This is a genomic window from Enterobacter sp. Bisph1 (assembly GCF_000814905.1).
Classification (GTDB): domain Bacteria; phylum Pseudomonadota; class Gammaproteobacteria; order Enterobacterales; family Enterobacteriaceae; genus Kosakonia.
Window position 1 is genome coordinate 40,254 of sequence record NZ_JXAG01000022.1, and the last position, 26,713, is coordinate 66,966.

Consider the following 26,713-nt stretch of genomic DNA (forward strand, 5'->3'; position numbering starts at 1 on the left):
CAGCTGGTGATTATATCAGCGTAGTGAGGGATGCCAACCGCGAAATTTCAATGTGCGGCAGCAAGCGGCTGTCGCTGGCTTGTAGCAAATCTGCGCCTTCCGGCTTAATCCAGCATGCCTGCATACCGCAGCGAATCGCCCCGGCGACATCGGTGGTCAGATCGTCGCCCACGTGCAGGATATCGTTTATCGCCACGCCCAGACGCTCAGCAGCCAGTTGATACATATCACCAAAAGGTTTTGAGCGGCCGTGCGGCCCGGCACGCAGTACGAACTGAAAATAGTTGCCAAGGCCAAACAGCTCCGGCTGCGCGTTACCGTTAGTGATCGCCACCAGCGGCCACTTTTTAGCCAGCTTTGCCAGCGTATCGTGCGTTTCTTCGGGCACATCAATACGGCTGCGCCATTTGGCAAAGTTAACCATCGATGCATTAGCGCCTTCGGCGGCTTCTTCTGCCGTTAACCCGGCGTTGAGCATCGCGTGTTCCACCGCGCGTCGGCGCCATTCGGTCACATCGTGGTAAATATCCGGCTCGGTTTCCCGCAGCGACTGACGTAAACGCTGGAACTCTTTGTTTTCCAGCGAGCTTAACGCCGGGTGATAACGCTGCACAAACGCCAGCGCTTCCTGCTCTGTCCGCTGGATAACCATCCGGTTGTCATAAAGGGTGTCGTCCAGGTCGAAGGTGAGTGCAGCAATGTGACCCAATGGGCGGTAAAAACGCATTATTTCCCCCGTTTGGCGCGCGGGTGCGCCGCATCGTAAACCGAAGCAAGATGTTGAAAATCAAGATGGGTATAAATCTGGGTAGTCGATAAATTGGCATGGCCGAGCAGCTCCTGCACACCGCGCAGATCGCCGCTCGACTCCAGCAAATGGGTCGCAAACGAGTGGCGCAGTTTATGCGGATGCACATGACTGTTCAGGCCCTGTTTGATACCCCATTCAGCGAAGCGCTTTTGTACGTTGCGCGCCGAGATACGTTTGCCAAGCTTCGACAAAAACAGCGCATTCTCTTCCGCACCGAACAGCCCACGCAGATCCAGCCAGTGCTCAATCCACGCAACCGCGTTGCTGCCTATTGGCAAACGACGCTCTTTGCTGCCTTTGCCCACCACCCACACTTCAGCGCTTTCCAGATCCAGATGGTTGATATCCAGATTCACCAGTTCTGACAAACGCAGGCCCGCGCCATACATCACTTCCAGCATCGCGCGATCGCGCACGGCCAGCGGATCGTTAAGATCGATATCCAGCAGGCGGCTCATATCATCAACATCGATATTTTTTGGCAGATGACGGGCCGCTTTAGGGGAAGAGATGCCTTTTGCCGGATTGGCGGCCAGCTCACCCTGACCTATCATCCAGTCAAAGAAACTGCGCAGCGCAGACAGCCGCAGCGCCAGGCTTGAGGCACCAAGCCCGTGGCGTCGGCTACGCGTGGCAATGGCGCGTACCATTGCAGCATCACATTGTTGCCAGCTTTTCAGACCGAGTTCGGCGGTTAAAGCAATAATGGCATCAAGCTGACGCTGATAGTTTAAAACGGTGATAGGGCTGAGCTGACGTTCTACGCTGAGGTAGCGCAGAAAACGCGTCACGTGTGATAACAGTGGGGAATCATTCATAGGCGTTGGATCCAGCGCTCCAGCAGATCCGGCAGTAACTGCGCGATCGCTTCCAGCAACTGGGTGCCTTGTCCCTGCTGATAATGGTGAATATCGCGGCTGCTGAATAACACGACGCCGAGATCGCCATCCTCCCCCATCATCGACAGCGCGACGGAACCAATCGCTTTCGCCTCCGGCAGCAGCAGCAGCAGTTCCGGCCCGTTTAACGGCCCAAGATAGTGATGTCGCTGGCCAAGGCGCTGAATACGCAGCGGCTCAAAAGCCTGCCGGGAGAGCGTAAGATGAGTAAATTTCGACGGTGCGCCAAGACGCCAACGATCGGGGAACAGACGAATAGTCGCGCCTGCCAGCCCTAAATCGCGCGCCCAGCGATGGAAGCGGTTGAGCAACTCATCAAGGCTCGGCGCGGATGCCAGCCGCCCTTGCAGACGCAACAAGCCATAGAACAGACCTTCATTGGCGCTGGCCTGTTCCATCAATAGCGTCATGTTCTCTTCCAACACGTTGATATGGTTGCGCGAACGCGCCATGTGCCATTCCACCAGCGAAACCGTTTCGCGCACCGCATGCGGCACACGCATCTGTTCCACCAGCCGTGCATTGCGGATAAAGAAATCAGGGTTACGCAGCAGATACTCAACGACTTCGCGGTCATCCAGTTCCGTAAACGTCTCCTGTAATTCTTCCCCTGGCTGTTTCATAACTGAATAAATCCGTCGTAGACATGTGCCGCCGGGCCAGTCATATAGAGCGGTTGGCCCGGTCCTTTCCATGCGATATCAAGCCGACCGCCTGGTAATTCCACACGAACATTTTCTGCCAGCAAGCCCTGCTGGATGCCGACAGCCACCGCCGCACAGGCTCCACTACCGCAGGCGCGGGTTTCGCCCGCGCCGCGTTCATAGACGCGCAGGCGAATGTGCTCCGGCTTCACGATCTGCATAAAACCGATATTCGCCCGTTCCGGGAATCTTTCGTGGCTTTCCATTAACGGGCCCAGCGTGTCGACTGGCGCGGTCGTGACGTCATCGACCTGGATTACGCAGTGCGGGTTGCCCATTGAGACAACGCCGCATAATACGGTTTGCTCCGCCACTCGCATGATATAAGTCTTTTCCGCTTTGTTTGCGCGAAACGGCACCTGCGAGGGTTCAAAGTTCGGCTCGCCCATATTCACGCGCACCAACTCATCTTCCGTTACGCTTAATACCATACGTCCGTTGGCGGTACTGACGCGGATATCACGTTTATTGGTTAGCCCTTTCAGGCGAACAAAACGGGCGAAGCAGCGCGCACCATTACCGCACTGCGATACTTCGCTGCCATCGGCGTTGAAAATCCGATAGTGAAAATCCAGTTCAGGATCGTAAGGCGGTTCGACCACCAGCAGCTGATCGAATCCAACGCCAAGATGACGATCCGCCAGACGACGGATCAGCTCCGGGGAAAAAAAGACATTCTGCGTTACCGCGTCGACGACCATAAAATCGTTGCCAAGGCCATGCATCTTTGAGAACTGCATCATCTACTCCATTTGCGCGGATACAGAACGCTAACCTCAGTTATTCACCTGGCTCGGCGAGCCGTCATTACCACGATCGTTTTTATTCGGCGTAGTCGGCTGAATGGTGCTGTTTTGCGGTTTAGTGGGCGGCGGCGCGTTTTTGTCTGCGGGCGGGAAATAGAGTGGACCTTTCAGACCACAACCCGTCAGGCTAAACAGCGTTAGCAGTACGGCCAGCGTGCGAAAAACATCTTTCATTATAAGTTGCCTGTAAGTTCGTTCTTTCTGCTTTCTATCATCGCAGGAGAAGACACAAAAGCAAGAGTTTGCGCGTTTCGGGCATCGGGAAATGTTTCGCGTTATACTGCTGCCATCATAAAAAACGGGAAAAGAGAATGAACGACAGTGAATTTCATCGCCTTGCCGACGGCCTGTGGCTGACCATTGAAGAACGCCTGGATGACTGGGATGGCGACAGCGATATCGACTGCGAGATCAACGGCGGCGTGTTAACCATTAGCTTTGAAAACGGCAGTAAAATCATCATTAACCGCCAGGAGCCGCTGCACCAGGTGTGGCTGGCAACGAAACAAGGCGGCTACCACTTTGATCTGAGAGACGACGAATGGGTTTGCGATCGCAGCGGCGAAACCTTCTGGGATTTGCTGGAACAAGCGGCAAGCCAGCAGGCGGGAGAAAGCGTCACTTTCCGCTGAGCTCAATTGCCCGGCGCTGTCCGGGCAAATCATTTAGGAGAAGTACTGCTGCAACAGCGGCGCATCGTTATCCTGATTGGCCGGCGTCGCGGTACTGATCGTCTGATTACGGAACGGTATCACCTGCGTGCGCCCGTCGACGTTAACAATCTGGTAGAACTGCGGCAGGTTGAAGTTGATAAAGCTGGAGCCGTAAGTGAAGCGATCGTGCGAGGAAGAGTAGAAACGGCTCACGTCGCGTACCAGCTCCTCTTTGCTGCCTTCACAATGATGATAAACTTCCGCACGGTTGCTCTCATCCAGAATATAGATGTTAAAGCCCTCTTCGCCGGCCTCTTCAAAGAAGAACTGGATTATCCCTTCACTGGCAAAGCCATCCACCACCGCCGGTAATTCGACATGATTGGTTTCCACCTGCACCGAAAGGCCGTGCAGCTTGTTGTGGGAGATCGCACCGTAAAACTCAATCGCATTTTCCAGCTTCTGCACGGAAACATTCAGGCGTTCAAAGAACAGACCCCAGGTCTGACCGGCAACGCGTAAGGCTTTGAAACGTCCGGTATCCTGGCGAGTGCTGGAGAGTCGCAGCTCAATGCATTCCGACACCAGCTGTTGCACACGGGTGCGGATAAGTCCGCGTAAATGCTGGCTGTAACAGAACACTTCCACACTATCCGGCGGCGCGGCATCCTGATGCATTTTACCCAGAATGGTTTTCAGCGCTTCGATCATCGCCTGCTCGCCGTTGAAATGCAGGGTACGCACTTCATTCCACGAGTTGCGATAAAGCAGATCGACGCTGCCCACCAGGCAATTTTGCTGTTCGCCAAAGCTAAAGACGTCAAGCTTGCGGAAATCAAAGTGTACAACCTGGTTACGAAACGCCGCTGTAGGGTCATATTCCAGGTTAACGATGATAGCCAGATGACGAATTTCGCAAGGGCTGTAGAGCGCTTTCGCCGTCGGCGCAGGCAGCCGCAGCGGGAAGTGGTGCGAAACATCTGCCACCATCTCCTGCAGCTTCGGCAAATCAACGATGCCATTGCCTTTAATAAACAGATGCGTGCGTGAGGTCAGCAGACCGTTAAACCATGCCCAGGCCACCAGCTTATTCAGGTAGCGGTTATATTCCAGCGGCTGATGGCTGACGATCGAATCCATGTTGGGCGCGCGATTATAGAGGTACCAACCGGTACGGTTGGCACGGCCCGGCGGCACATGGATAAAGGTTAAATTCGGTTCGGAAAGATCCGGCGAAATCTGCGGGTTGACCAGCGTGACTTTACCCGGCAGGGCTTCAAACGCCGCGTACAGTTTACGGGTCAATACGCCGATATCCTGCGGGCTGGCGGAAACGCTTAAGTTGTTACGCCGCGCAAAGCGAATCAGGTTGCGGTAGCTCTGCATCATCGCATCAAGCAGTTCGTTGTGCGCTTCGCGTACCTGATCGATTTTCCAGTTGGCGCGGTTATCCAGCATTGCCAGGCGGGCTTCATCCCAGCCCCACTCTTTCACCAGCTGCGAAATCACTTCCCGACGCCAGCCAACGCACGCGCGCTCACGACTCAATTTTTCGCACACTTTCAAATAGAAACAGCGGCGAACCAGGTCGAGACGCGTGGTGTCTTCAATCGCCACCAGATACGCCGTGACCCGTTCCAGCATCATGCAGTAGTGATCGAGACCAAAGGAGACAATCTCGCCATCATGCAGGCGCTGTTTAATATCTTTCGCCAACAGACGGGTGTTGGGATACTCCCAGGAATAGGCTTCCAGCAGCAGCGTTTTCAACACGGCTTTATAAGGCGAATCGATGCTTTTATAGAGCTGCCACAGGCTGGCACCAAAATACTCTTCCGCCGGCAGGGAGCTTAAGCCGCCCAGATCGAGCCATTCGTTTGGCGTCAACACGCCCTGCGCATAGAGCGACATAACGTAATCGTCGTAATGCTCTTCTTCTTCTCCCGGCACCATATTCCACAGAATACGCTTACCGGCGAGGCGCACAGCGGTACGGTAAAATTCGTCCAGCAACAGGATATGCTGCGTAGAACCGCAATCCTCACTGCCGAGGTTGCCGCTTTCATTGTGGCGGAAGCGGTTTTCATCCACCAGGAAGAAGCTCACTTCCACGCCGAGGGAAGCCGCCCAGCTCTCAAGCAGGCTGCATTTACGCTGCAGCAGCTGACGCTCTTCATTATCCAGCCAGGATTGATGGCAGACCCAAATATCCAGATCCGAAGAGCAGCTTTGCCCAACGGAGGAGGTGCTGCCCATTGAATAGACACCGGTGATCGGCAGTTCGCCTTTCGGCGAGATCTGCGGCGGCATACCGCGCTGCAGCTCAAGCTCGTTCAGGAAGTGAAGTTGGTTTTCATCAGGCGTGTAAAAGCAAATGCCCTGGGGAACGTTACCTTCAAGGTAGCCCGGCATCAGCGGATGATGGTAATGCAGTAATGTCGGCAGCAGACTGTATACCTGCTGAAAAGCAGGTCCCATGGCAGCAAGCGCGCGATCCACACGCAGTTGATTGATGGCATCCAGTCTCTGTTTCAGAGTCTCAATATAGAGGTACAAGACATATCGCCTGATGTTTACAGAAAATTCACAATAACCGTCACCTTTTTTCCGCCCTTATCTTTATAGGGAAGCGACGAAAAAATGGTCTAAAACGTGATCAATTTAACACCTTGCACATTGACCGTAAAGAAAGATGCGCTACAAACCAGTGTAGCATTAAACGTTCGCTGTAAATTCCGAATTACGGTTCTGCTATGCCTTCATTGCAGAGGTGTCGCCTCCTCATGTCCGCGCAAACCACCGCGAGCACTGACACCCCAAAGCAACAATGTTAGGATGGTCAACGGACGATAAGGACGGTAACAAGCATGTTAGACAATGTTTTAAGAATTGCCACACGGCAAAGCCCTCTTGCGCTCTGGCAGGCACACTACGTTAAGCAACACCTCGAGGCGAACCACCCAGGGCTTGCGGTTGAACTGGTGCCAATGGTCACGCGCGGAGATGTGATTCTCGATACGCCGCTGGCGAAAGTGGGCGGTAAAGGCCTGTTTGTCAAAGAGCTCGAGCTGGCGCTGCTTGAAAACCGTGCCGATATCGCCGTGCATTCAATGAAGGATGTGCCGGTCGATTTCCCCGACGGGCTTGGCCTGGTGACCATCTGCGAGCGCGAAGATCCGCGTGACGCGTTTGTCTCAAATCACTACAACTCGCTGGATGACCTGCCCGCTGGCAGCATTGTCGGCACCTCCAGTCTGCGCCGTCAGTGCCAGTTAGCCGAGCAGCGCCCGGATCTGGTTATTCGATCCCTGCGCGGCAATGTCGGTACGCGCCTGAGCAAGCTTGATAACGGCGATTATGACGCGATTATTCTCGCTGTCGCCGGACTCAATCGCCTTGGGCTGGGTTCCCGCATACGCGCCGCGCTAGCGCCGGAAATTTCACTGCCTGCGGTCGGTCAGGGCGCGGTGGGTATCGAGTGTCGTCTGGACGATACGCGCACGCGCGCGCTTCTCGCACCGCTGAATCACGACAGCACCGCCGTTCGCGTCAAAGCGGAACGCGCTATGAATACGCGCCTCGAAGGCGGCTGTCAGGTGCCGATTGGCAGCTATGCTGAATTGATTGAGGGTGAAATCTGGCTTCGTGGCCTGGTTGGCGCACCGGACGGATCCATAATGGTGCGAGGCGAGCGTCGCGGTCCCCTGGAAGAAGCCGAGCAGCTAGGCATCTCGCTGGCGGAAGAGTTACTGGACAATGGCGCACGCGCTATTTTGGCTGAAGTTTATAACGGAGACGCCCCTGCATGAGTATCCTGGTTACCCGCCCCTCCCCGGCGGGGGAAGAATTAGTACGCCGACTGCGTACGCTAGGGCTGGTAGCCTGGAACTTTCCATTGATCGAATTTACGCCGGGACGCGAACTGGGCTTGCTGCCCGCGCACCTCGCCGCGTTAACCGCAGACGATATGGTGTTTGTACTGTCGCAGCATGCCGTCTCTTTTGCCCATGCGTACCTGCAACAAAGAGCACTGCACTTTCCGGTCGAACCCCATTATTTCGCGATTGGGCGCACGACCGCGCTGGCGTTGCATACCGTAAGCGGTATTGATGTACGCTACCCCTTCGATCGGGAAGTCAGCGAAATGTTGCTACAATTACCTGAATTACAAAGTGTTCAGGGCAAGCATGCACTAATCTTACGCGGGAACGGTGGGCGCGAATTGCTGGCGGAAACGCTGACGGCGCGCGGCGCTATCGTTGAGTTTTGCGAATGCTATCAACGCAGCGCAAAACAGTATGACGGCGCAGAAGAGGCGATGCGCTGGCATACTCGCGGCGTAACAACGCTGGTGGTCACCAGCGGCGAAATGTTGCAGCAACTCTATTCACTTATTCCTCCCTGGTATCGGGAAAATTGGTTACTTCGCTGCCGCCTGGTGGTGGTCAGCGAACGCCTGGCGCACCTCGCCCGGGATTTGGGCTGGCAGGACATTCAGGTCGCTGACAATGCCGACAACGATGCGCTGCTTCGCGCATTACAATAACTCTCATAATGGGAAGCCATAATGACGGAACAACAACACTCCTCCGCCGAGGTTACAGAAACCAATGCGGCTGACGGCGCAACGCCGCCGCCGGAGAAAGTAGAGAAGAACGCACGCGCGTACAAAACCAGCCTTGCTCTTAGCGCGATCGCCATCGCGATAGCACTGGCCTCCGGCGTCGGGCTTTATGGCTGGATGAAACAACAGACGGTAACGTTGCATTCCAATGATAACGAACTCGCCGATCAGATAATTGCCCTGCAGCAATCGCAGGATAAGCAGCGCACTGCGCTTGAAGGCGTCCTCAAACAGCAGAGTAGCGATTTAGCTGCGGCTAAACACCAGAACGAGGTGCTGGCGAAGCAACTCGAGGAAGTGCAGCAGAAAGTAGCGACCATTTCCGGTTCTGACGCCAAAACCTGGCAGCTGGCGCAGGCGGATTTCCTGGTGAAACTGGCCGGGCGCAAACTGTGGAGCGATCAGGATGCCACCACGGCGGCGGCATTGCTGAAAAGCGCCGATGCAAGCCTGGCAGATATGAACGATCCCAGCCTGATTACCGCCCGCCGCGCCATTACGGAAGATATTGCCAGCCTGGCGGCCATTAGCCAGGTGGATTATGACGGCACGATCCTGAAACTGAATCAGCTCTCTAACCAGATAGATAATTTGCCACTGGCGGACAATAACGATGATGATTCGCCGATGGATACCGATAGCGGCGAGCTTTCCAGCTCTCTTAGCGAATGGCGGGTAAACCTGCAAAAAAGCTGGCAGAACTTTATGGACAGCTTTATTACCATTCGCCGCCGGGATGACACTGCCGTGCCGCTGCTCGCGCCGAATCAAGATATCTATTTGCGTGAAAATATCCGCTCGCGCCTGCTGGTTGCCGCACAGGCTGTGCCGCGCCATCAGGAAGAGACCTATAAGCAAGCGCTGGATAATGTTTCAACCTGGGTACGGGCTTACTACGATGCCGATGACGCCGCTACCAAAGCGTTTCTTGAAGAAGTGGATAAGCTGAGCCAGCAAACTATCGCCATGGATCTGCCGGAATCACTGCAAAGCCAGCCGATTCTGGAAAAACTGATGCAAACACGCGTACGCAATTTGATGGCGCAGCCCACCGTCGCGGCTGAGCCGGCCGCCGCCAACGCAGCACAAGGAGAGTAACCATGTTAAAAGTGCTGTTACTCTTTGCACTGTTGATCGCCGGGATCGTCCTCGGCCCGATGCTTGCCGGGCATCAGGGTTATGTGCTGATTCAGACCGATAACTACAATATTGAAACCAGTGTCACCGGGCTGGTGATTATCCTGATTCTGGCCTTAGTGATTATCTTTGCCCTCGAATGGCTGCTGCGTCGTATTTTTCGCACCGGCTCGCATACTCGCGGCTGGTTCGTCGGCCGCAAGCGCCGTCGCGCACGGAAACAGACCGGGCAGGCGCTATTGAAACTGGCGGAAGGCGATTATCAGCAGGTTGAAAAGCTGATGTCGAAGAATGCCGATCATGCTGAACAGCCGGTAGTGAATTATCTGCTTGCCGCAGAAGCAGCCCAGCAGCGCGGCGATGAGATACGCGCCAATCAGCATCTGGAGCGTGCAGCAGAGCTGGCGGAAAAGGATCCGATTCCGGTCGAAATCACTCGCGTGCGCTTACAGCTGGCGCGCAACGAAAACCATGCTGCGCGCCACGGTGTGGACAGGTTGCTGGAAGTCACTCCGCGTCATCCGGAAGTATTGCGTCTGGCGGAGCAGGCTTATATCCGTACCGGTGCGTGGACTTCGCTGTTGGATATCCTGCCCTCAATGGCGAAAGCCGACGTGGGCGAAGAGGAACATCGCGAGCGTCTACAGCAGCAAGCATGGATTGGCATCATGGATCAGGTGCGCGCCGATCGGGGCAGCGATGGGCTGAAAAACTGGTGGAAAAATCAGAGCCGCAAAACCCGTCACCAGGTAGTGTTGCAGGTAGCTTTGGCCGAGCACTTAATTGAGTGTAACGATCACGATACTGCACAACAGATCGTGCTGGATGGTCTGAAGCGTCAATATGACGATCGGCTGGTGATGGTTATTCCGCGTCTGCGCACCAATAACCCGGAGCAGATCGAAAAAGTCCTGCGCCAGCAGATTAAAACGCAGGGCGATCGCCCGCTGCTGTGGAGTACGCTGGGGCAATCATTGATGAAGCATGGCGAGTGGCAGGAAGCCAGTTTTGCGTTCCGTGCCGCGTTAAAACAGCGTGCGGACGCATTCGATTATGCCTGGCTTGCTGATTGCCTCGATCGTCTTCATCAGCCGGAAGAGGCCGCAACCATGCGCCGCGACGGCCTGCTGCTGACACTGGAAAACAACCCACCCGCTTAATCCGCTCTCATTCGAGCCGCAGGTAAACCAGAACGCCTGCGGTTCGAAATTTCCCCTTTCAGCCCATAAAAAAACGCCTGCCGGAATATTCAGGCAGGCGTTAAAACAGGTCTTTGACAACTAAATGGGTGCTTCACTCAACGTTATGTCCATGGTGTTTGATGAGGCCGAAGCGACATCTGTCTGTGGACGATAAGCACCGTAAACGGCTCTGCGTCATTCCTGAGTTTATGAAGCCCTAAGGCGAACATAAGAGATGGAATGAGCATCTACTCGTATATTATTGCACATACCGTGCCAGAACTGCATTAACAAATGCCACGTTCCGCAAGCTTTTAAAATAGTAGCAAATTCTTGGTTTTTTCCCGCCGATGACCCTGGCTTTCCTTACATAAATGGCTGAATTGTCGCTATAAAACGACACATATCGGTTAAATAAAAATTATCTATTTAAATCAAATGAATAGATGTCTCTTTCGAGCGACATCGCCAGCAAGGATTGTCGTAATGCAGCAACAGAGAGCAAAACAGGGTTTCGAGAGAAGGCGAGGAGATATGAGAGGAGATAAAAAACAAAAAACCCCGCTTTACGCGGGGTTCAAAATTGGTCGGCGAGAGAGGATTCGAACCTCCGACCCACTGGTCCCAAACCAGTTGCGCTACCAAGCTGCGCTACTCGCCGTTTTACTGCTTTTTGAATTTTTTGTTCAATCTAAGTTGTGGTGCGAGGGGGGGGACTTGAACCCCCACGTCCGTAAGGACACTAACACCTGAAGCTAGCGCGTCTACCAATTCCGCCACCTTCGCATTCCACGAAACTTGTACTGCTAAATAATGGGGTGGCTAATGGGACTCGAACCCACGACAACTGGAATCACAATCCAGGGCTCTACCAACTGAGCTATAGCCACCACTGTAAATCTTTTCACGCGGTCTCGTGATAATTCACGAACCACCGCAGCTCAAGCGCCGGGTTTAAATGGCGCGCCCGACAGGATTCGAACCTGAGACCTCTGCCTCCGGAGGGCAGCGCTCTATCCAGCTGAGCTACGGGCGCGTAGCGCCGTTGCGGGGGTGGATAGTACGGACTTCGGGCGCGGCTGTCTAGTGCTTTTTTTAAAGAAAATGCGCGTTTGGTTATGCTTTGCGCATTTTGCCTCTTATTCGCCCACTCGCTGGCTAACGGTATGCCGATTGAGGCCAAATACCTTATAAATAACCGTAACCGCGGCGAGGAAGATAATGCCGACAAACAGCGACATACGCGTATCTTCGTTGAATCCCATACCGACCAGCACACACAGCAGAAACGCCATCGTTAACCAGTTAGCCCACGGGAACAGCATCGAGCGGAACGGGTGGCTGGCGATAGCCTCTTTATGCGCCTTACGGAAACGCAGCTGGCTTATCAATATCACAAACCACGGCACCATCCCCGGCAACACGCTGGCGCTGTAGACGTAAACAAACACGCGCTGCGGGTTGGGGATAACATAGTTCAGGCAAGAACCGACCAGCAGAATAATGATGGAGATCGCCACGCCCATCGCCGGAACGCCGTTTTTCGACACTTTTCCTACCGCTGCCGGCAACTGACGATTCTGCGCCAGGGCATACAGCATACGACCGCAGCTATACATACCGCTGTTACAACCCGAAAGCGCCGCCGTCAGCACGACAAAGTTGATGATGCCTGCCGCCGCAGTGATACCGATTTTGGCAAAGGTCAGGACAAACGGACTGCCGTTGGCACCGATTTCGTTCCACGGATAAATGGTGACGATAACAAAGATGGCACCCACATAGAAAATCAGAATGCGCCACAGCACCTTGCTGACCGCGCTACGCAGGGTTACCTGCGGGTTTTTCGCTTCACCGGCGGTGATACCAATCAGTTCAACACCCTGGTACGAAGCAACAACAATACAGAGCGCGGTTAAGAAGCCTTTCCAGCCGCCGGCGAAAAAGCCGCCATGTTCGGTGAGATTGCCAAAGCCAATGGAGTGACCGCCGTTGCCGAAACCGAAGAAGATCACCCCCAGACCGACAATAATCATCACAATAATGGTGGTGACTTTGATCATCGCAAACCAGAACTCAATCTCACCATACAGACGTACCGCCGCCAGGTTAGCCAACGCGACCAGCCCCACCGCAATCAGCGCGGGTATCCATTGGGCAAGATCCGGGAACCAGAACTGGACATAAACGCCAATCGCGGTAATTTCTGAGATGCCCACCGCCATCCACATAAACCAGTAAGACCAGGCGGTGAGATAGCCAAAAAACGGGCTCATATAGCGATGCGCATATACCGCGAAAGAACCGGCAACCGGCTCGAGATACAGCATCTCGCCCATAGAACGCATGATAAAGAAGACGAAGAGACCGGCGACGATATACGCCAGCAATACCGACGGCCCCGCCCATTTAAGCGTGCTGGCGGCACCCATAAACAGGCCTACGCCTATGGTGCCCCCAAGGGCAATTAATTCGATGTGACGAGACTCCAGACCACGCTGAAGCTCTGGTTTGTTTTCGGCCATAAATCCTCTGTTGTGTTTGCGTCATTCTGTACCCGCTTGGCGGGTTATTGTTATGAGTTTTCCCTCAGCTCATAACAGGCCATGCTGCACCGACCCGGAAATGGCTGGCGCAAAACACCACGGCGTTGCAATGAGTGAGCGAATGGTTTCTTAAAAAGAGGGAAATGGCAAACGATGTATAAAAAAAGTTGGCACAATGCACAATAAAACAGCAACCAGAATGAAAAAGGCAGCGGATTACGCCGCCCGCAGGATATTACAGTTTTCCGCAATAGTGCCAGCGCAGGTAACGCAGCAGGCGAAGCTGGCGTTTCAGCCGCGTCGGCTGTGATAACAAGCGATAGAGCCACTCCAGCCCTAAATGCTGCCACACTTTCGGCGCGCGTTTTACATGTCCGGTAAAGACATCGTAGGTACCGCCCACGCCCATATAGAGTGCCGCGGGCCAGACAGCGCGGCAGTCGCGCATAAAAATCTCCTGCTTCGGCGAGCCCATCGCGACGGTGACGATTTTTGCCCCGCTGTCGCGGATGCGCTCAAACAGCCCTTGCCGCTGCTCTGGGCTAAAATAGCCGTCCTGGCGGCCAACGATATTCACGCCCCACTGCGCACGCAGCTTCTGCTCCGTCTGCGCCAGCACCTCAGGTTTACCACCCACCAAAAAGACGGGCGTGCCTGCCGCGCCGGCGCGGGCCATCAGTCGCTCCCACAGATCGGCACCCGCTACGCGAGAAACCTGCGCTTTAGGGAATTTTTTGCGCAGCGATCGCACCACGCTGATGCCATCGGCATATTTGAACTCTGCGGCATCAATCAGGGCGCGAACCTGGGCATCATCTTCCAGCGTCAGCATCTTCTCGGCATTAATCGCCACCAGCGTGCCCTGCCGGATGTCGCCATCCGCATAGAGAAAATCCAGCGCATGCTGCATATCGCGCCAGCCCACTAATTTCAGACCGCGCAGGTCATACAGCGGCGCTGCCGTCTTATCAGTCATGTTAAATCCTTTTCACAGCGGGGAGAGGGGTTTCACCGCGCGGGTGTCGCGATTATGAATAAGCCCGGCACTGTCAAATAGCCAGTACAGCAGCTTCGCCACTAACAAGCAGAGACCGAAAATGGCGATAAAGAACACCACACGGGAGGCAAACGCATCCAGCCCTTCACGCGCCAGTACAATCATGTTGAAAATCGCGCCGAAGCAGAAGCTATACAGAATGGCCGCTTTATAACGGTTGGTTTCCCGCTTCCCTAAAGTGTATAGCCAGTCGAACCATTTAATAATAAGCCCCACCACTACCGCGCCAGGCAGAATAAACCCCGCCCCGCCCATTACCACCAACGAGCCTATTAGCGTCGGCGAAATTGCCAGCCCTGAGTGATTGTTCAGCACTTCCCAGGTGAAGTAGTTCGCCGTATTGAGCACGATACCGGGCCGGGAAGGCCAGAGCCAGGAGGGAATAAACACGTAGAAGTCGCGCGCAATCGGTGCCAGCCCTTGAAAATCAATTTTGTCGTAGTTTTGCAGCAGCAACGACAGGTTTTCCCACGGCGAGAAGGTGTCGCGCGTCAGGTACAAAAAGGTGTAAAAGGCTTCGTCACCGCTGACATCCAGGCCATAGCGTTTTAACGCCAGCCAGAACATACCGACAATCCCCAGCACGCCTGCGGCAACCAGCATCCAGAGGGAGATCCAGCCGCGGATAATGCCAATAAACAGGAAAATAGCGAAAGCGATGATGATATTGGCGCGCGTACCGCCGACAATCATATAGGTCAGCAGACCAAACGCTACGGTGCTTACCAGGAAGAACAGCCACGCCTGCGCGCTCTGGCGCAGGAAGTAAATCACCAGCATCGCCGGGATAAAGAAATAGAAGAAACGCTTTAACGCGACGCCAGAGACTTCGCTGGAGAAAATCTGGCTATAGGAGTGCAGGCGAAACAGCAAAAAGCCGTTGTGCATAAAGAAGATGCCGACGCTCACCAGTGCGATGACCATCAGCATTACCCACGTCAAATGTGCTTCCACCCGGTTGATAGTGAACAGCGGACGCCGCGATGCGTGTTCGGCTTTCGCCCGCAACCGCGTTTTGTACGTCACGTAGTAAACGCCATAAAAACAGGCCGCCGCCAGCAGCGACTGCATCATTATCCCCGGCGGCGCGACGGCCACGTTAAAGCGAAACACCAGCACGCAGGTCAGCGGAAAGCCGAAGAAAAAAGTCAGCAGAAATAGCAGCGAAAAGAAGACGTTAAAATTAAAACGGACGCGGCGGAATTCGAACCAGCTCAGCGTACCGATAAACAGAGTAGCCAGTAGCCAGAGAATAAACAGTCCGCAAAATTCTAGTGGGCTCATCCGACGATCCCCGCAGCCATACGCAACGTTTTATGCCACAGCGCAATGTAGTTGGGGCTAAAAAAGGTAATGGCATTTTTATCTACCGCCACCAGTTGCCGCCTGGCTTCACGGATCACCGCTTCGTTTAGGGTATCGCTGGTAAACAGCACCGGAATATCTTCCGCCACCATATCGCGCCAGAAGGGATTCTTGCGGTTAAGCACGCAGGGAACCCCGGCCTGAATCAGCAGGCACAGGGTGCCGATTCCCTGCTGGCGGGCAAAAATAAAATAGCCCACATCGCACTGCCCGAGCAGCGTCAGATAGGCATCAAACTCCATTTTCTCATGCAGAATACGCAGGTTTTCTGCGCTGAACAGCGCCAGCCCGGCGCGGCGTACCGCCTCAATATAGCTTTCGTTATTTGCCGGGTAGCCCATTGGCACAATAATATTTACCGTGTCGCCAAACTGGCGGTGGATCGCCTGCAATGCGCTGATATGCTCATTGCTTGGGTCGCCGGAATTACCGACCAGAATAGTCAGTTTGCCATCCCGCTGCAGATCGTGCGCCATGGTGTTCAGGGCCGGATCCATACGCGTGGGAAAATAGAGCAGTTCACCACGCACATCAGGGTGACGCTGGCCAAACCAGGCCAGATCGCCACGGGTAGCAAAGATGCAGCCCACGCGGCGCTGTGCTAAACGACGCAGCGGGTAAAAGAGGCGAAATTTGAGGCTACGCGAGGTTTCATACAGATCTGCTCCCCAGGCGTGCCAGTAGAACTGCTCGCGCTTGATAGCGCCGCGCAGTAACGCCAGCCATAAGCCAAAGTTGAACTGTCCGTGAAAGAAGAAGCGTTGCTGGCGATCGGCTTTCGCTCGTTCCATCACCGCTTTCGCCAACGCTTTTTTGTCTGCATAAAAGTGCAGCGTTAACGCCGGCCAGGCTGCGCTTTGCTCTTCGTCGCGGCCAACAAGCATAAACTCACGGGCAAACTCGCCCGCCGCCGCAAGGTGTTGGTTAAAAAACCGCAGCACAGTCTGGTTATGGTGTGGGATATCCGATCCCAATACGTGAATCAGTGCAGTCATGCCTTCTTACGCCAAATCAAAAAAACGCCACAACAGAGGGCGAAATAAATAATGTAGGTAGCCATATAGGCCTGGGCCGCCCCGGCCGCGCCATGGGCCGGGATCAGCAGGTGCGAAAACAGCGTCAGCAGCGTAAACTGGCTCACTTCCGCCAGAATATAAAAGCGCAACGATGCTTTGGAGATAACCAGGTAACCAAATACGTAAGCGCCCACTTTCAACACGTCGCCGACCAACTGCCAGGCGAAGAGATCGCGCATGGCGGTAAATTTATCGGAAAACAACAGCCAAATCGCCACATCACGCAACAGCCAGACGCAAAGGCTCACCGCCGCCACCGCCGGTAAGACAAAACGCAGCGATTTGCTGATTTCGCGGGCGATCTCCGCCTTTGTCGTCAGTCTGGATAATGTGGGTAACAGATAAACGCTAAACGAGGCGGTGATAAATTGTAAATAGGCATCGGAAATACTGCTTACGCCCTGCCAGATCCCAACATCATCCCAACTATAGTGCGACGCCAGCTGGTTTCGCATCATCACGTAGGCCAGAGGCATGGTCACCGAGGTGATCAACGCCATCAAGGTAAACTTGCTTAGCTGCCCGGCCAGACCGTTATCCCAGCGCGGCGCAAAGTAGGTCAGCGGAACGGTGCCGCGACGTATCAGCATCGCCATGGCCGGAATTACCACCAGCGCAGGCACCAGCGCCATTCCCAACAGCGCGCCCTGATAGCCGCCCAGCTTGAAACAGAGAACCCACGCCAGCACGCCAATAATGCTGCCGATAATCAATGACAGCGCATTACCTGCTGCATCGCGAAAGCCTTTCATCACCGCCAGTAGCAGGTTAGCCCAGGCAATACCCATCTGTACCAACGCCACCAGGCGCACCAGTCCCTGATAATGGGTATGACCAAATAGCCCCTGGCTGATGGGCGCTGCCGCCAGCAGGAAAATCAGCGCCAGCAGGGTGGAAAACCCCAGCACCATCGCCGATGAAGTCCCTACCGCTACCCGCAAACGCGCCGGATCGTCATGATACTGCGCGACATATTTCGTTACGCCGTTGAAAATCCCGGCCCCCGCCAGCACGCCCAGCACGGTGATAAGCTGGCGGAAGTTGCCCGCCTGCCCCACGCCCGACGGTCCAAACGCCACCGCCAGCAGCTTTACCACCAGCAGGCCCGCGCCTATCTTGACGAGGGTGCTGGCAGCCGTCCATGTCGATGCTTTTGCCAGCGACATGTTAGTTGAAGTAACTCAGCAGCGTACTGATAACCGTACGCTGATTAACGGGTGCCAGGTTAAAGAACAGCGGCAGGCGAAGCAAACGCTCACTTTCTTTTGTGGTATGAAGATCTTCGCCATGGAATTCGCCAAATTTTTCACCGGCCGGTGAAGCATGCAGCGGAATATAGTGAAACACCGCCAGGATTTCCGCTTCCTTCAGGAAGGCGATTAGCGCGCTACGATCCGCTTCATCGCGCAGCTTGATGTAAAACATATGCGCATTGTGTCCGCACGCTTCCGGAATCGATGGCAGTTCAATGCGGCCAGCGCGCGCCAGCGGCGTTAAAGCGTCGTAATAGGTTTGCCATAGCGCCAGACGTTGCTGGTTGATGCGATCCGCCGCTTCCAGCTGCGCCCACAGATAGGCCGCCTGCAGATCCGCCATCAGATAGCTGGAGCCAATATCGCGCCAGGTGTATTTATCTACCTGACCACGGAAGAACTGGCTGCGGTTGGTGCCTTTTTCACGAATGATCTCGGCCCGCTCCATCAGCGCGCGATCGTTAATCAGCGTCGCGCCGCCTTCACCGCCGGCGGTATAGTTTTTGGTCTCGTGGAAACTGAAGCAGCCAATATGGCCGATGGTCCCCAGCGCGCGCCCTTTGTAAGTGGACATCACGCCCTGGGCGGCATCTTCCACCACAAACAGGTTATGCCGTTTGGCAATCGCCATAATGGTGTCCATTTCGCAGGCGACGCCGGCGTAATGCACCGGCACAATGGCGCGGGTGTTTTCAGTAATGGCCGCTTCAATCCGCGTTTCATCAATGTTCATGGTATCCGGGCGGATATCGACAAAGACGATTTTCGCGCCGCGCAGCACAAAGGCGTTGGCGGTCGACACGAAGGTGTAGCTCGGCATAATCACTTCATCACCGGGCTGGATATCCAGCAGCAGCGCGGCCATCTCCAGCGACGCGGTGCAGGAAGGCGTCAGCAGCACTTTCACGCTGTGAAAACGCTGCTCCATCCACTGCTGGCAGCGGCGGGTAAAGCCGCCATCGCCGCATAACTTACCGCTGCCCATCGCCGACTGCATGTAGTCGAGTTCCGTTCCCACCACCGGAGGTGCGTTGAAGGGGATCATAGAGTCACCTGTATAGCCATAAGGCGGTGCTTTCAACATTCGCACCGCTCTGAATATAACGTTTAAGTGCGGCAGTATTCCCAAGCTGAGTCGCTACGCGCACAAGTTTTAATTGCCGCTGACGCGCCCAGTGGCACGCCGCCTGCATTAATTTTTCACCCATGCCGCGCCCGGCCAGCAGGCCAATGCGGGCTTCCTGCTCGTTGAGCTGGCGCAGGGAAACAAAACCCGTAATGCCCGCCTGCGCGCCACGAAAAACCAGACATTGATGGTCAAAAACACCTTTCACCGCGTTTTCAATCCATTGCGCATAAAAGCGCCCGCTGTCTTCTGCTGCATACCAGGGGGTGCGGAACCGGCTCTGGATAAACGTCGCGGCGGACATCTGGCGTAACACGGGAATATCCTCAACGGTGGCGATATCCGCCGCCGGATCGATGCCGTCTTCTTCTACAGATAGAGAGAGGTCAATTTCCCCTTCAACCAGTTGGAAACCAAGCTGCTGCAATGCATCCAACGTGTCGGGCTGTGACGCCGGCAGTTTGACCTGCACATGATCCCATTGAGCAAAATCCGCGCCAGTCAGCGCGGGTGCAGACGGTTGCAGGCGGATAATCGCGCTACGCAGAGCGAAAAAGTCGCTCTCCCATGCCAGTTCTTCTACCGTGCCGTGAACAGCCATATGATTTCCTTTGCACACGCCGGTTAGCGCCAGACGCCTTTGGTATCCACCACGAAGCGCTGGGCAATAGTGGTGCCGTCTACGGCTTTAAACTCGTTATGATCGACCAGCATCACCAGCACATCGGCCTGCGCCAGCGCATCTGCGGTATTGACTAACGTACCGTGCCCGGTGAATTTTGCCGGAAGCTGATGAATATTGGGTTCCACCACCAGCGTTTCGCCGCTGTGCCACTGGGCAATATCCAGCGCAATTTCCATCGCCGGGCTTTCACGCAGATCGTCAATATTGGGCTTAAACGCCACCCCGAAGCAGGCGATTTTAATCTCGCTGGCGCGCTTGCCGTTGGCTGCCAGGCAATCGGCGACGGTCGCTTTCACCTGATTCAGCACCCAGTGAGGTTTAAAATCGTTCACTTCACGGGCGGTGCGGATAAGCCGCGACTGCTGCGGGTTTTGCGCCACAATAAACCACGGATCGACAGCAATGCAGTGCCCGCCGACGCCCGGCCCCGGCTGCAGAATATTGACGCGCGGATGGCGGTTCGCCAAACGAATCAACTCCCAGACGTTAATCCCTTGATCGGCGCAAATCAGCGAGAGTTCGTTGGCAAAGGCAATATTGACATCGCGAAAGCTATTTTCAGTTAATTTGCACATTTCAGCGGTGCGGGAGTTGGTCACCACACATTCGCCTTCGAGGAAAATTTTGTACAGTTCGCTGGCGCGCGCCGAACAAACGGCCGTCATCCCGCCAATTACGCGGTCATTTTTAATCAGTTCAACCATCACCTGGCCAGGCAGCACGCGTTCAGGGCAATAGGCAATATTAATATCAGCCTCTTCTCCCGCCTGCTGCGGGAAAGAGAGATCCGGGCGCGCCTCGGCAAGCCACTGCGCCATCTGTTCCGTCGCGCCGACCGGCGAGGTTGATTCAAGGATAACCAGCGCACCTTTCTGTAGTACAGGCGCAATGGATTTCGCCGCGGCTTCTACATACGCCATATCCGGTTCATGCTCGCCTTTAAACGGTGTCGGTACGGCGATCAGGTAGGCGTCAGCGGTGACAGGGATTGTGCTGGCCCGCAGAAAACCGCCGCCCACGGCGGCTTTAACGACCTTATCCAGTTCTGGTTCGACAATATGGATTTCGCCACGGTTAATGGTTTCAACCGCGTGGGCATTAATATCGACGCCCACGACCTGCTTCTGCCTTGAGGCAAATGCCGCTGCGGTAGGCAGGCCGATATAGCCCAGTCCAATAACGGAAATGGTTTCAAAACTCATAGTGTTACCCGATTATTTTTAAGTGCATGCAAAATGCGACCACAGGCCAGCCCGTCACCGTAGGGATTGTGTGCGTGGCTCATCGCCTGCCAGGCATCGTTATCACGCAGCAAAAGTGAAACTTCCTCTACGATGCGCTGACGATCCGTACCGACCAGTTTTACCGTACCCGCCTCTAAAGCCTCCGGTCGTTCGGTGGTATCGCGCATCACCAGCACCGGCTTGCCGAGGGAAGGCGCTTCTTCCTGAATACCGCCTGAATCAGTGAGGATCAGCCAGGCGTGATCCATCAGCCACAAAAACGGCAGATAATCTTGCGGTTCGATCAGGGTAATGTTTTCAACATGGCCAAGAATGCGGTTAACAGGCTCACTGACATTGGGATTGAGATGCACAGGATAGACAATTTGCACATCGTCGTTTTGCGCGGCGATATCCACCAGCGCATGGCAAATCTCTTCAAAACCACGGCCAAAGCTCTCGCGTCGATGTCCGGTGACGAGGATAAGTTTTTTATCCCTGTCGAGGAAAGGATAATGGGCGGCGAGTTCTTCGTAGCGCGAAGGGGTACTCATAATACTGTCGCGCACCCAGAAAAGCGCATCAATCACCGTGTTGCCGGTGACAAAAATACGATTATCGGACACATTCTCACGGCATAAATTGAGGCGGGAGTTTTCCGTCGGCGCAAAGTGATACATCGCCAGATGCCCGGTCAATGTGCGGTTTGCCTCTTCAGGCCACGGAGAGGAGAGATCGCCGGTACGCAGACCCGCTTCTACATGCCCGACCGGAATGCGCTGGTAAAAGGCAGCCAGGCTCGCCGCAATAGTGGTAGTTGTATCGCCATGCACCAGCACAACGTCGGGGCGGAAGGTTTCGAGGATCGGTTTTAGCCCGGCGAGAATACCGCAGGTTATCTCCGTTAGCCCCTGTCCCGGCCGCATAATATTGAGATCATAATCCGGGACGATAGAGAAGAGGTTTAACACCTGGTCAAGCATCTCCCGATGCTGCGCAGTGACGCAAACTCTTGCTTCAAAGTCTGGATCCTTTGCCAGCGCATGTACCAGCGGAGCCATTTTGATGGCTTCTGGTCGCGTGCCAAATACGGTAAGTACTTTCACAACGATTCTCTTCGATTAGAGGATGAAGGCACCCGGCCTCCATCTCAGACGGCGTTTAATTCGAACGGCGGCGTGTTAATGCAATCCCGGAGCCGATTAACGCACCAACAATTCCCCACATGATCATCAGGAAAGCACGACGCGGGCTGTCGCGTTTTACCGGTTCCTCTGGCGTACGCAAATAACGATATGTCTGAAAACGTGGATCTAACGTTGGGCCAACATTCAGCGTATTTAGCATTGCCCGATTTTGATCATAGTCCAGATCGAACTGTGGCCCTACCGCCTGCAGGTTTTCCAGCCGGGCTTGCAGTAATGGGCGGCCTAACATAAACAGTTCAGAGTCAGGTAATTCATCCGGCGGGACTTCGGTCTCATTGCGAGAAATATTGTGTTGCTCGGCCACCTTAAGCGCTTGCTCTACGCTATGCAAACGACGGTTGAAAATGGCCTTTGCCACTTCTTCCTGGCGCTTAACCTGCGCTTTCATCTGAATGGTACGCGCGGCCCAGGCACCTTTTAGTTCATCATTGAGGTGGCTGGCGGCACGCTGGCTGGCGAAAGCGACATATTGACGCAGCAAATTGTTCGCATCGGGTGCGGTTTCAGCAATCAACTTAACGTTGTCATTAAGATTGCGCACCACATCACCGGGCGTGTACTGAATGTTATTGATCAGGTCATCCAGCATCGCCGCATCGGCTTTGCTATTGCCGACCAAACGCTGTTTGTAATAATCCGTCTGTAACCAAAAATCGCGGCGCGTATCCCATGAGGCGAGCTGCATAATAAACTCTTTATACGACTCATCCATTACCGATACCTGATCGGTGGGAACCTGGTTCGCTTTACTGTCCAGGTTACGCAGAAACTGCTGCTGGGAGTAAAAACCACCCAACATATTGACCGTGGGGCGGTCGGTAACAGCCGTGGCACTCCACTCCTGAGTCGCAAAGAAGGTCCAGAGTAATGCCAGCAACGCAAACAGTAGTGCGACGCCCGCAATCCATATTTTTCCTGCCCACAAAGTACGAAACAAGCCCCGGATATCCAGATCATTTTCCGTACCTGCTGAAGGTGTTCCCGACACTGGTTGAATCATCGCTTTCCCAGATTTACTTGGTTAGTGTTGATTTAGATGCGCTGTTACGGCGCATTCTGCGTTTAACTCGCTTGATAAAACGCGCCACTTTCCATGCACGCTTTATGCAGTAGCCATATAAAATGAAGCATAGCAAAAACAATGCCAGCATCACCCATTCAGGAATAAAGTGCAGATACTCTGTCACAACGCCAATACTTGCTAAAAGTGAAGCCGCAAGCGTGATCAGCACAAAGGCCTGACGCGAAGTGAATCCCGCTCGCATAATCAGATGGTGAATATGCTGACGATCCGGTGAAAAAGGACTCATTCCTTTACGCAGGCGTCGAAACATTATTGCCACCATATCCATCAAAGGAATGGCTATAACCCATAACGCAGTAACCGGACTCACCGGATGAACAGGACCCTGGGTTGTTTCCAGTAAAATCCAGATAACCGTAAAGCCAATGAGCGTACTACCCGCATCGCCCATAAAGACTTTGTAACGGCGACCCAGGGCACCCAGATTCAGTAAGATATAAGGCAAAATAGCTACAATCATGGCAAAACACCACATTGCAAGGCTGTACTGACCATCAAGCAATAAAATTACGCCAATCGCAGCAAACGAGACGCAGGAAAGCCCGCCAAGAAGGCCATCGATACCATCAACCATATTAAACGCGTTGATTGCTGCCCATACGGCGAACAGGGTAAGCAAGTAGCCAAAAGGCCCCAGTACCATTTCCCATGAACCAAAAATATAACCCAGGCTGCCCAAGTATAATTTGCCAAAGACCATCATCACTACGGCAATGGAAGCCTGTACAGCGGCACGGATTTTTACACTAATATCAAAACGATCGTCCAGCGCACCGATGAAAACCAGCACGCCAGCGCAGCAGAGATAAAGGCTTGCATGGGGAATGTAATAATCTGTGACGCCGAATGTGAAGCAGACCCCAGCGTATACTGAAATTCCCCCAACAAGAGGGATCAATCCCTGATGCCTTTTACGGTAGTTGGGTTTGTCCACTAATCCAACGTGTCTGGCTACTTTTCGGGCACAAAATAGAAAGACGGTTGTGAACAAGAAAATACTGAATAATTCAGTAAACGCAGTGAGTAAATTCACAATGCATGCTCTCAGCGAATGTTAATCCTGGCAGTATAACGACGTTGCCTTCCTCCATAAAAGAAGAAAGCAGGCCATTTACATGCTTAATTGTTTGTTTTTTAACCAAACGGGGTATTTACAGATTTATCTATCACTCTTGAGCGGCCTTTATTGGACAGAGCCTGTCCCGGTGCATATAGCGTATAGCTCACAAATAAAAAACGCCACGTAAAAACGTGGCGTTTCCAGAGTTTATTTCTTTTAAGAGCGCTTCATCATGTCGAAGAATTCATCATTGGTCTTAGTCATTGCCAGCTTGTTGATAAGGAACTCCATCGCGTCAATCTCACCCATCGGGTGAATGATTTTGCGCAGGATCCACATCTTCTGCAGCTCTTCCTGAGTAGTGAGCAGCTCTTCTTTACGTGTACCGGAACGGTTGTAATCAATCGCCGGGAAGACGCGCTTCTCTGCAATTTTACGGGAGAGATGCAGCTCCATGTTACCGGTGCCTTTAAACTCTTCGTAAATCACTTCATCCATTTTCGAACCGGTATCAATTAGCGCGGTCGCGATAATGGTCAGGCTTCCGCCCTCTTCCACGTTACGCGCGGCGCCGAAGAAACGTTTCGGACGATGCAGGGCGTTGGCATCCACACCACCGGTCAATACTTTACCGGAAGCAGGAACAACGGTGTTGTACGCGCGCGCCAGGCGAGTGATGGAGTCCAGCAGAATGATAACGTCTTTCTTGTGTTCGACCAGGCGCTTGGCCTTCTCGATCACCATTTCCGCAACCTGCACGTGGCGGGAAGCCGGTTCGTCAAAGGTAGAAGCAACGACTTCACCTTTCACCAGACGTTGCATCTCGGTTACTTCTTCCGGACGCTCGTCAATCAGCAGCACCATCAACACACAGTCAGGGTGGTTGTAGGCAATGCTCTGCGCGATGTTCTGCAGCAGCATGGTTTTACCGGCTTTCGGCGGTGCGACAATCAGACCACGCTGGCCACGACCGATCGGCGAAGCCAGATCCAGTACGCGTGCGGTTAAGTCTTCCGTCGAGCCGTTACCACGTTCCATACGCAAACGAGAATTCGCATGCAGCGGCGTTAAGTTTTCAAACAGAATCTTATTGCGCGCATTTTCCGGTTTATCGAAGTTCACCTCGTTAACTTTCAGCAGTGCAAAGTAACGTTCACCTTCTTTAGGCGGGCGAATCTTACCTGAAATGGTGTCACCGGTACGGAGGTTGAAGCGGCGGATTTGGCTGGGGGATACGTAGATGTCGTCAGGGCCGGCGAGGTAGGAGCTGTCTGCAGAGCGGAGGAAACCAAATCCATCCTGCAGAATCTCCAGCACGCCATCGCCAAAGATATCTTCGCCACTCTTCGCGTGCTGCTTCAGGATGGCGAATATGATGTCCTGTTTGCGCATACGGGCCAGGTTTTCCAGCCCCATATTTTCGCCGAGAGTGATCAGCTCAGAAACCGGCGTATTCTTTAATTCGGTAAGATTCATAATGGTGTGGGTTCTTAAACTCGGGGTAAATCTCGAACTTAATGTTGTGAATGGTATGGCAGGGTCATCCATGCCTGTTAACGGCCATCAACTCATGTCTGATCGGTGCCTGGTCACAGGAGAGTACGCAGAACTGAAACGATGAGACGGAATAAGTGATAAGCCCGGAATCTGTCAACTTCTCTCGCGGCGGTGTTGCTCAACGGGAAGTATCGGGGTAATGCAAGGTTCAAACAACTAAGGTATGTTCAAAACGAAGTCAAAACTAAATTAGCACGGCTAAAGCCGGGCGTCCAGCGATCCCAAAAAATAAGAGAGCTGGCGCGCCGGCGGATCCTAAGATTATGCCAGGTTGGCGTCCAGGAACTCTTTCAGTTGGCCTTTGGACAAAGCGCCGACTTTGGTTGCTGCCACTTCGCCGTTTTTAAACAGCAGCAGCGTTGGGATACCGCGGATGCCGTATTTCGGCGCGGTGCCCGGATTCTGGTCGATGTTCAGTTTCGCAATAGTCAGCTTGCCTTCATACTCATCAGCGACTTCATCCAGAATCGGGGCGATCATTTTGCACGGTCCACACCACTCTGCCCAGAAATCTACGAGCACAAGCCCGTCCGCTTTGAGTACATCCGTGTCAAAACTATCGTCAGTCAGGTGAATAATTTTATCGCTCATATATAACTCCACAGGAATAAGCCTGGCATGTTGGTGTAGCATAAAACAGCAACGTGTTGATGCCACA

At 54.0% G+C, this 26,713-nt stretch carries 25 protein-coding genes and 4 tRNA genes; 5 read left to right on the forward strand and 24 right to left on the reverse strand.

The features are described from left to right. Positions 1-10 precede the first annotated feature (10 nt). From yigB to lptM, 5 genes are read right to left on the reverse strand one after another with little or no spacing between them, the layout of a single operon-like run. On the reverse strand, positions 11-727 hold the full coding sequence (yigB, locus tag RW65_RS02350; RefSeq protein WP_039055050.1) for a 5-amino-6-(5-phospho-D-ribitylamino)uracil phosphatase YigB: 717 nt from the start codon (positions 725-727) through the stop codon (positions 11-13). Further along, complete coding sequence (xerC, locus tag RW65_RS02355; protein WP_039055051.1) at positions 727-1,629, reverse strand: tyrosine recombinase XerC; 903 nt, start codon at positions 1,627-1,629, stop codon at positions 727-729. Before xerC ends, yigB begins: the two co-directional genes overlap by 1 nt. After that, positions 1,626-2,333 carry a DUF484 domain-containing protein gene (locus tag RW65_RS02360; protein ID WP_039055052.1) on the reverse strand — a complete coding sequence of 236 codons (708 nt, stop codon included), beginning with the start codon at positions 2,331-2,333 and terminating at the stop codon, positions 1,626-1,628. Before RW65_RS02360 ends, xerC begins: the two co-directional genes overlap by 4 nt. After that, entirely contained in the window at positions 2,330-3,154 is an 825-nt protein-coding gene (dapF, locus tag RW65_RS02365; protein WP_039055053.1) for a diaminopimelate epimerase, read from the reverse strand. The genes RW65_RS02360 and dapF overlap by 4 nt, the downstream gene beginning before the upstream one ends. A 36-nt stretch (positions 3,155-3,190) precedes the next feature. Then, positions 3,191-3,394, reverse strand: a complete 204-nt coding sequence (gene lptM, locus RW65_RS02370) for an LPS translocon maturation chaperone LptM (RefSeq protein WP_039055054.1) — start codon at positions 3,392-3,394, stop codon at positions 3,191-3,193. A gap of 137 nt (positions 3,395-3,531) precedes the next feature. On the opposite strand from lptM, the gene cyaY reads away from it, so the two are divergent. Further along, complete coding sequence (gene cyaY, locus RW65_RS02375; protein WP_039055055.1) at positions 3,532-3,852, forward strand: iron donor protein CyaY; 321 nt, start codon at positions 3,532-3,534, stop codon at positions 3,850-3,852. Positions 3,853-3,885: 33 nt separating this feature from the next. Here the strand turns inward: cyaY and cyaA are convergent, their stop codons facing one another. Then, entirely contained in the window at positions 3,886-6,429 is a 2,544-nt protein-coding gene (gene cyaA / locus RW65_RS02380) for a class I adenylate cyclase (RefSeq protein ID WP_039055056.1), read from the reverse strand. A gap of 311 nt (positions 6,430-6,740) precedes the next feature. Between cyaA and hemC the strand changes: the two genes are divergently transcribed. Genes hemC through hemY form a run of 4 tightly spaced genes read left to right on the forward strand, consistent with a single transcriptional unit; the run spans position 6,741 to position 10,794 of the window. Then, on the forward strand, positions 6,741-7,682 hold the full coding sequence (gene hemC, locus RW65_RS02385) for a hydroxymethylbilane synthase (RefSeq protein WP_039055058.1): 942 nt from the start codon (positions 6,741-6,743) through the stop codon (positions 7,680-7,682). Continuing rightward, a complete protein-coding gene (hemD, locus tag RW65_RS02390) occupies positions 7,679-8,419 on the forward strand; it encodes a uroporphyrinogen-III synthase (protein WP_039055059.1) in 741 nt (246 codons plus the stop codon). The genes hemC and hemD overlap by 4 nt, the downstream gene beginning before the upstream one ends. 21 nt (positions 8,420-8,440) lie before the next feature. Beyond that, positions 8,441-9,595, forward strand: coding sequence for a uroporphyrinogen-III C-methyltransferase (gene hemX, locus RW65_RS02395; protein WP_039055060.1), 1,155 nt, complete (start codon positions 8,441-8,443; stop codon positions 9,593-9,595). 2 nt (positions 9,596-9,597) lie between these two features. Continuing rightward, entirely contained in the window at positions 9,598-10,794 is a 1,197-nt protein-coding gene (hemY, locus tag RW65_RS02400; protein ID WP_039055061.1) for a protoheme IX biogenesis protein HemY, read from the forward strand. A gap of 605 nt (positions 10,795-11,399) precedes the next feature. Here hemY and RW65_RS02405 read toward each other — a convergent pair. From RW65_RS02405 to trxA, 18 genes are all read right to left on the reverse strand, one after another. Next, positions 11,400-11,476: transfer RNA gene (locus tag RW65_RS02405), tRNA-Pro, on the reverse strand. Between the two features lie 38 nt (positions 11,477-11,514). Continuing rightward, a tRNA-Leu gene (locus RW65_RS02410) sits at positions 11,515-11,601 on the reverse strand. Between the two features lie 28 nt (positions 11,602-11,629). Then, a tRNA-His gene (locus tag RW65_RS02415) sits at positions 11,630-11,705 on the reverse strand. Positions 11,706-11,774: 69 nt separating this feature from the next. Further along, a tRNA-Arg gene (locus RW65_RS02420) sits at positions 11,775-11,851 on the reverse strand. A 103-nt stretch (positions 11,852-11,954) separates the two neighbouring features. After that, positions 11,955-13,340, reverse strand: a complete 1,386-nt coding sequence (thrP, locus tag RW65_RS02425) for a bifunctional threonine/serine APC transporter ThrP (RefSeq protein ID WP_039055062.1) — start codon at positions 13,338-13,340, stop codon at positions 11,955-11,957. Positions 13,341-13,596: 256 nt separating this feature from the next. Next, positions 13,597-14,337, reverse strand: a complete 741-nt coding sequence (wecG, locus tag RW65_RS02430) for a lipopolysaccharide N-acetylmannosaminouronosyltransferase (RefSeq protein WP_039055063.1) — start codon at positions 14,335-14,337, stop codon at positions 13,597-13,599. Positions 14,338-14,349: 12 nt separating this feature from the next. Further along, the gene (gene wzyE, locus RW65_RS02435; protein ID WP_039055064.1) at positions 14,350-15,702 is read right to left on the reverse strand and encodes an ECA oligosaccharide polymerase; all 1,353 of its coding nucleotides are present in this window, start codon (positions 15,700-15,702) and stop codon (positions 14,350-14,352) included. Beyond that, the gene (locus tag RW65_RS02440) at positions 15,699-16,778 is read right to left on the reverse strand and encodes a TDP-N-acetylfucosamine:lipid II N-acetylfucosaminyltransferase (protein WP_039055065.1); all 1,080 of its coding nucleotides are present in this window, start codon (positions 16,776-16,778) and stop codon (positions 15,699-15,701) included. Before RW65_RS02440 ends, wzyE begins: the two co-directional genes overlap by 4 nt. Beyond that, positions 16,775-18,025 (reverse strand): lipid III flippase WzxE, encoded by a 1,251-nt coding sequence (gene wzxE, locus RW65_RS02445; RefSeq protein ID WP_039055066.1) that lies wholly within the window; start codon positions 18,023-18,025, stop codon positions 16,775-16,777. Before wzxE ends, RW65_RS02440 begins: the two co-directional genes overlap by 4 nt. Before the next feature lies 1 nt (position 18,026). Next, complete coding sequence (rffA, locus tag RW65_RS02450) at positions 18,027-19,157, reverse strand: dTDP-4-amino-4,6-dideoxygalactose transaminase (protein ID WP_039055067.1); 1,131 nt, start codon at positions 19,155-19,157, stop codon at positions 18,027-18,029. Positions 19,158-19,161: 4 nt separating this feature from the next. Then, on the reverse strand, positions 19,162-19,839 hold the full coding sequence (gene rffC, locus RW65_RS02455; RefSeq protein ID WP_039055068.1) for a dTDP-4-amino-4,6-dideoxy-D-galactose acyltransferase: 678 nt from the start codon (positions 19,837-19,839) through the stop codon (positions 19,162-19,164). 23 nt (positions 19,840-19,862) lie between these two features. Then, positions 19,863-21,125 (reverse strand): UDP-N-acetyl-D-mannosamine dehydrogenase, encoded by a 1,263-nt coding sequence (gene wecC, locus RW65_RS02460; RefSeq protein WP_039055069.1) that lies wholly within the window; start codon positions 21,123-21,125, stop codon positions 19,863-19,865. Then, on the reverse strand, positions 21,122-22,252 hold the full coding sequence (gene wecB / locus RW65_RS02465) for a non-hydrolyzing UDP-N-acetylglucosamine 2-epimerase (protein ID WP_039055070.1): 1,131 nt from the start codon (positions 22,250-22,252) through the stop codon (positions 21,122-21,124). Before wecB ends, wecC begins: the two co-directional genes overlap by 4 nt. 55 nt (positions 22,253-22,307) lie before the next feature. Next, positions 22,308-23,354, reverse strand: a complete 1,047-nt coding sequence (gene wzzE / locus RW65_RS02470) for an ECA polysaccharide chain length modulation protein (RefSeq protein ID WP_039055071.1) — start codon at positions 23,352-23,354, stop codon at positions 22,308-22,310. Between the two features lie 13 nt (positions 23,355-23,367). Beyond that, positions 23,368-24,471 carry a UDP-N-acetylglucosamine--undecaprenyl-phosphate N-acetylglucosaminephosphotransferase gene (gene wecA, locus RW65_RS02475; protein ID WP_039055072.1) on the reverse strand — a complete coding sequence of 368 codons (1,104 nt, stop codon included), beginning with the start codon at positions 24,469-24,471 and terminating at the stop codon, positions 23,368-23,370. A 243-nt stretch (positions 24,472-24,714) separates the two neighbouring features. Then, positions 24,715-25,974 carry a transcription termination factor Rho gene (gene rho, locus RW65_RS02480; protein ID WP_004386383.1) on the reverse strand — a complete coding sequence of 420 codons (1,260 nt, stop codon included), beginning with the start codon at positions 25,972-25,974 and terminating at the stop codon, positions 24,715-24,717. An 87-nt stretch (positions 25,975-26,061) separates the two neighbouring features. Beyond that, positions 26,062-26,145, reverse strand: a complete 84-nt coding sequence (locus RW65_RS22530; RefSeq protein WP_231564350.1) for a rho operon leader peptide — start codon at positions 26,143-26,145, stop codon at positions 26,062-26,064. A gap of 171 nt (positions 26,146-26,316) precedes the next feature. After that, a complete protein-coding gene (gene trxA / locus RW65_RS02485) occupies positions 26,317-26,646 on the reverse strand; it encodes a thioredoxin TrxA (protein ID WP_017459713.1) in 330 nt (109 codons plus the stop codon). Positions 26,647-26,713 lie beyond the last annotated feature (67 nt).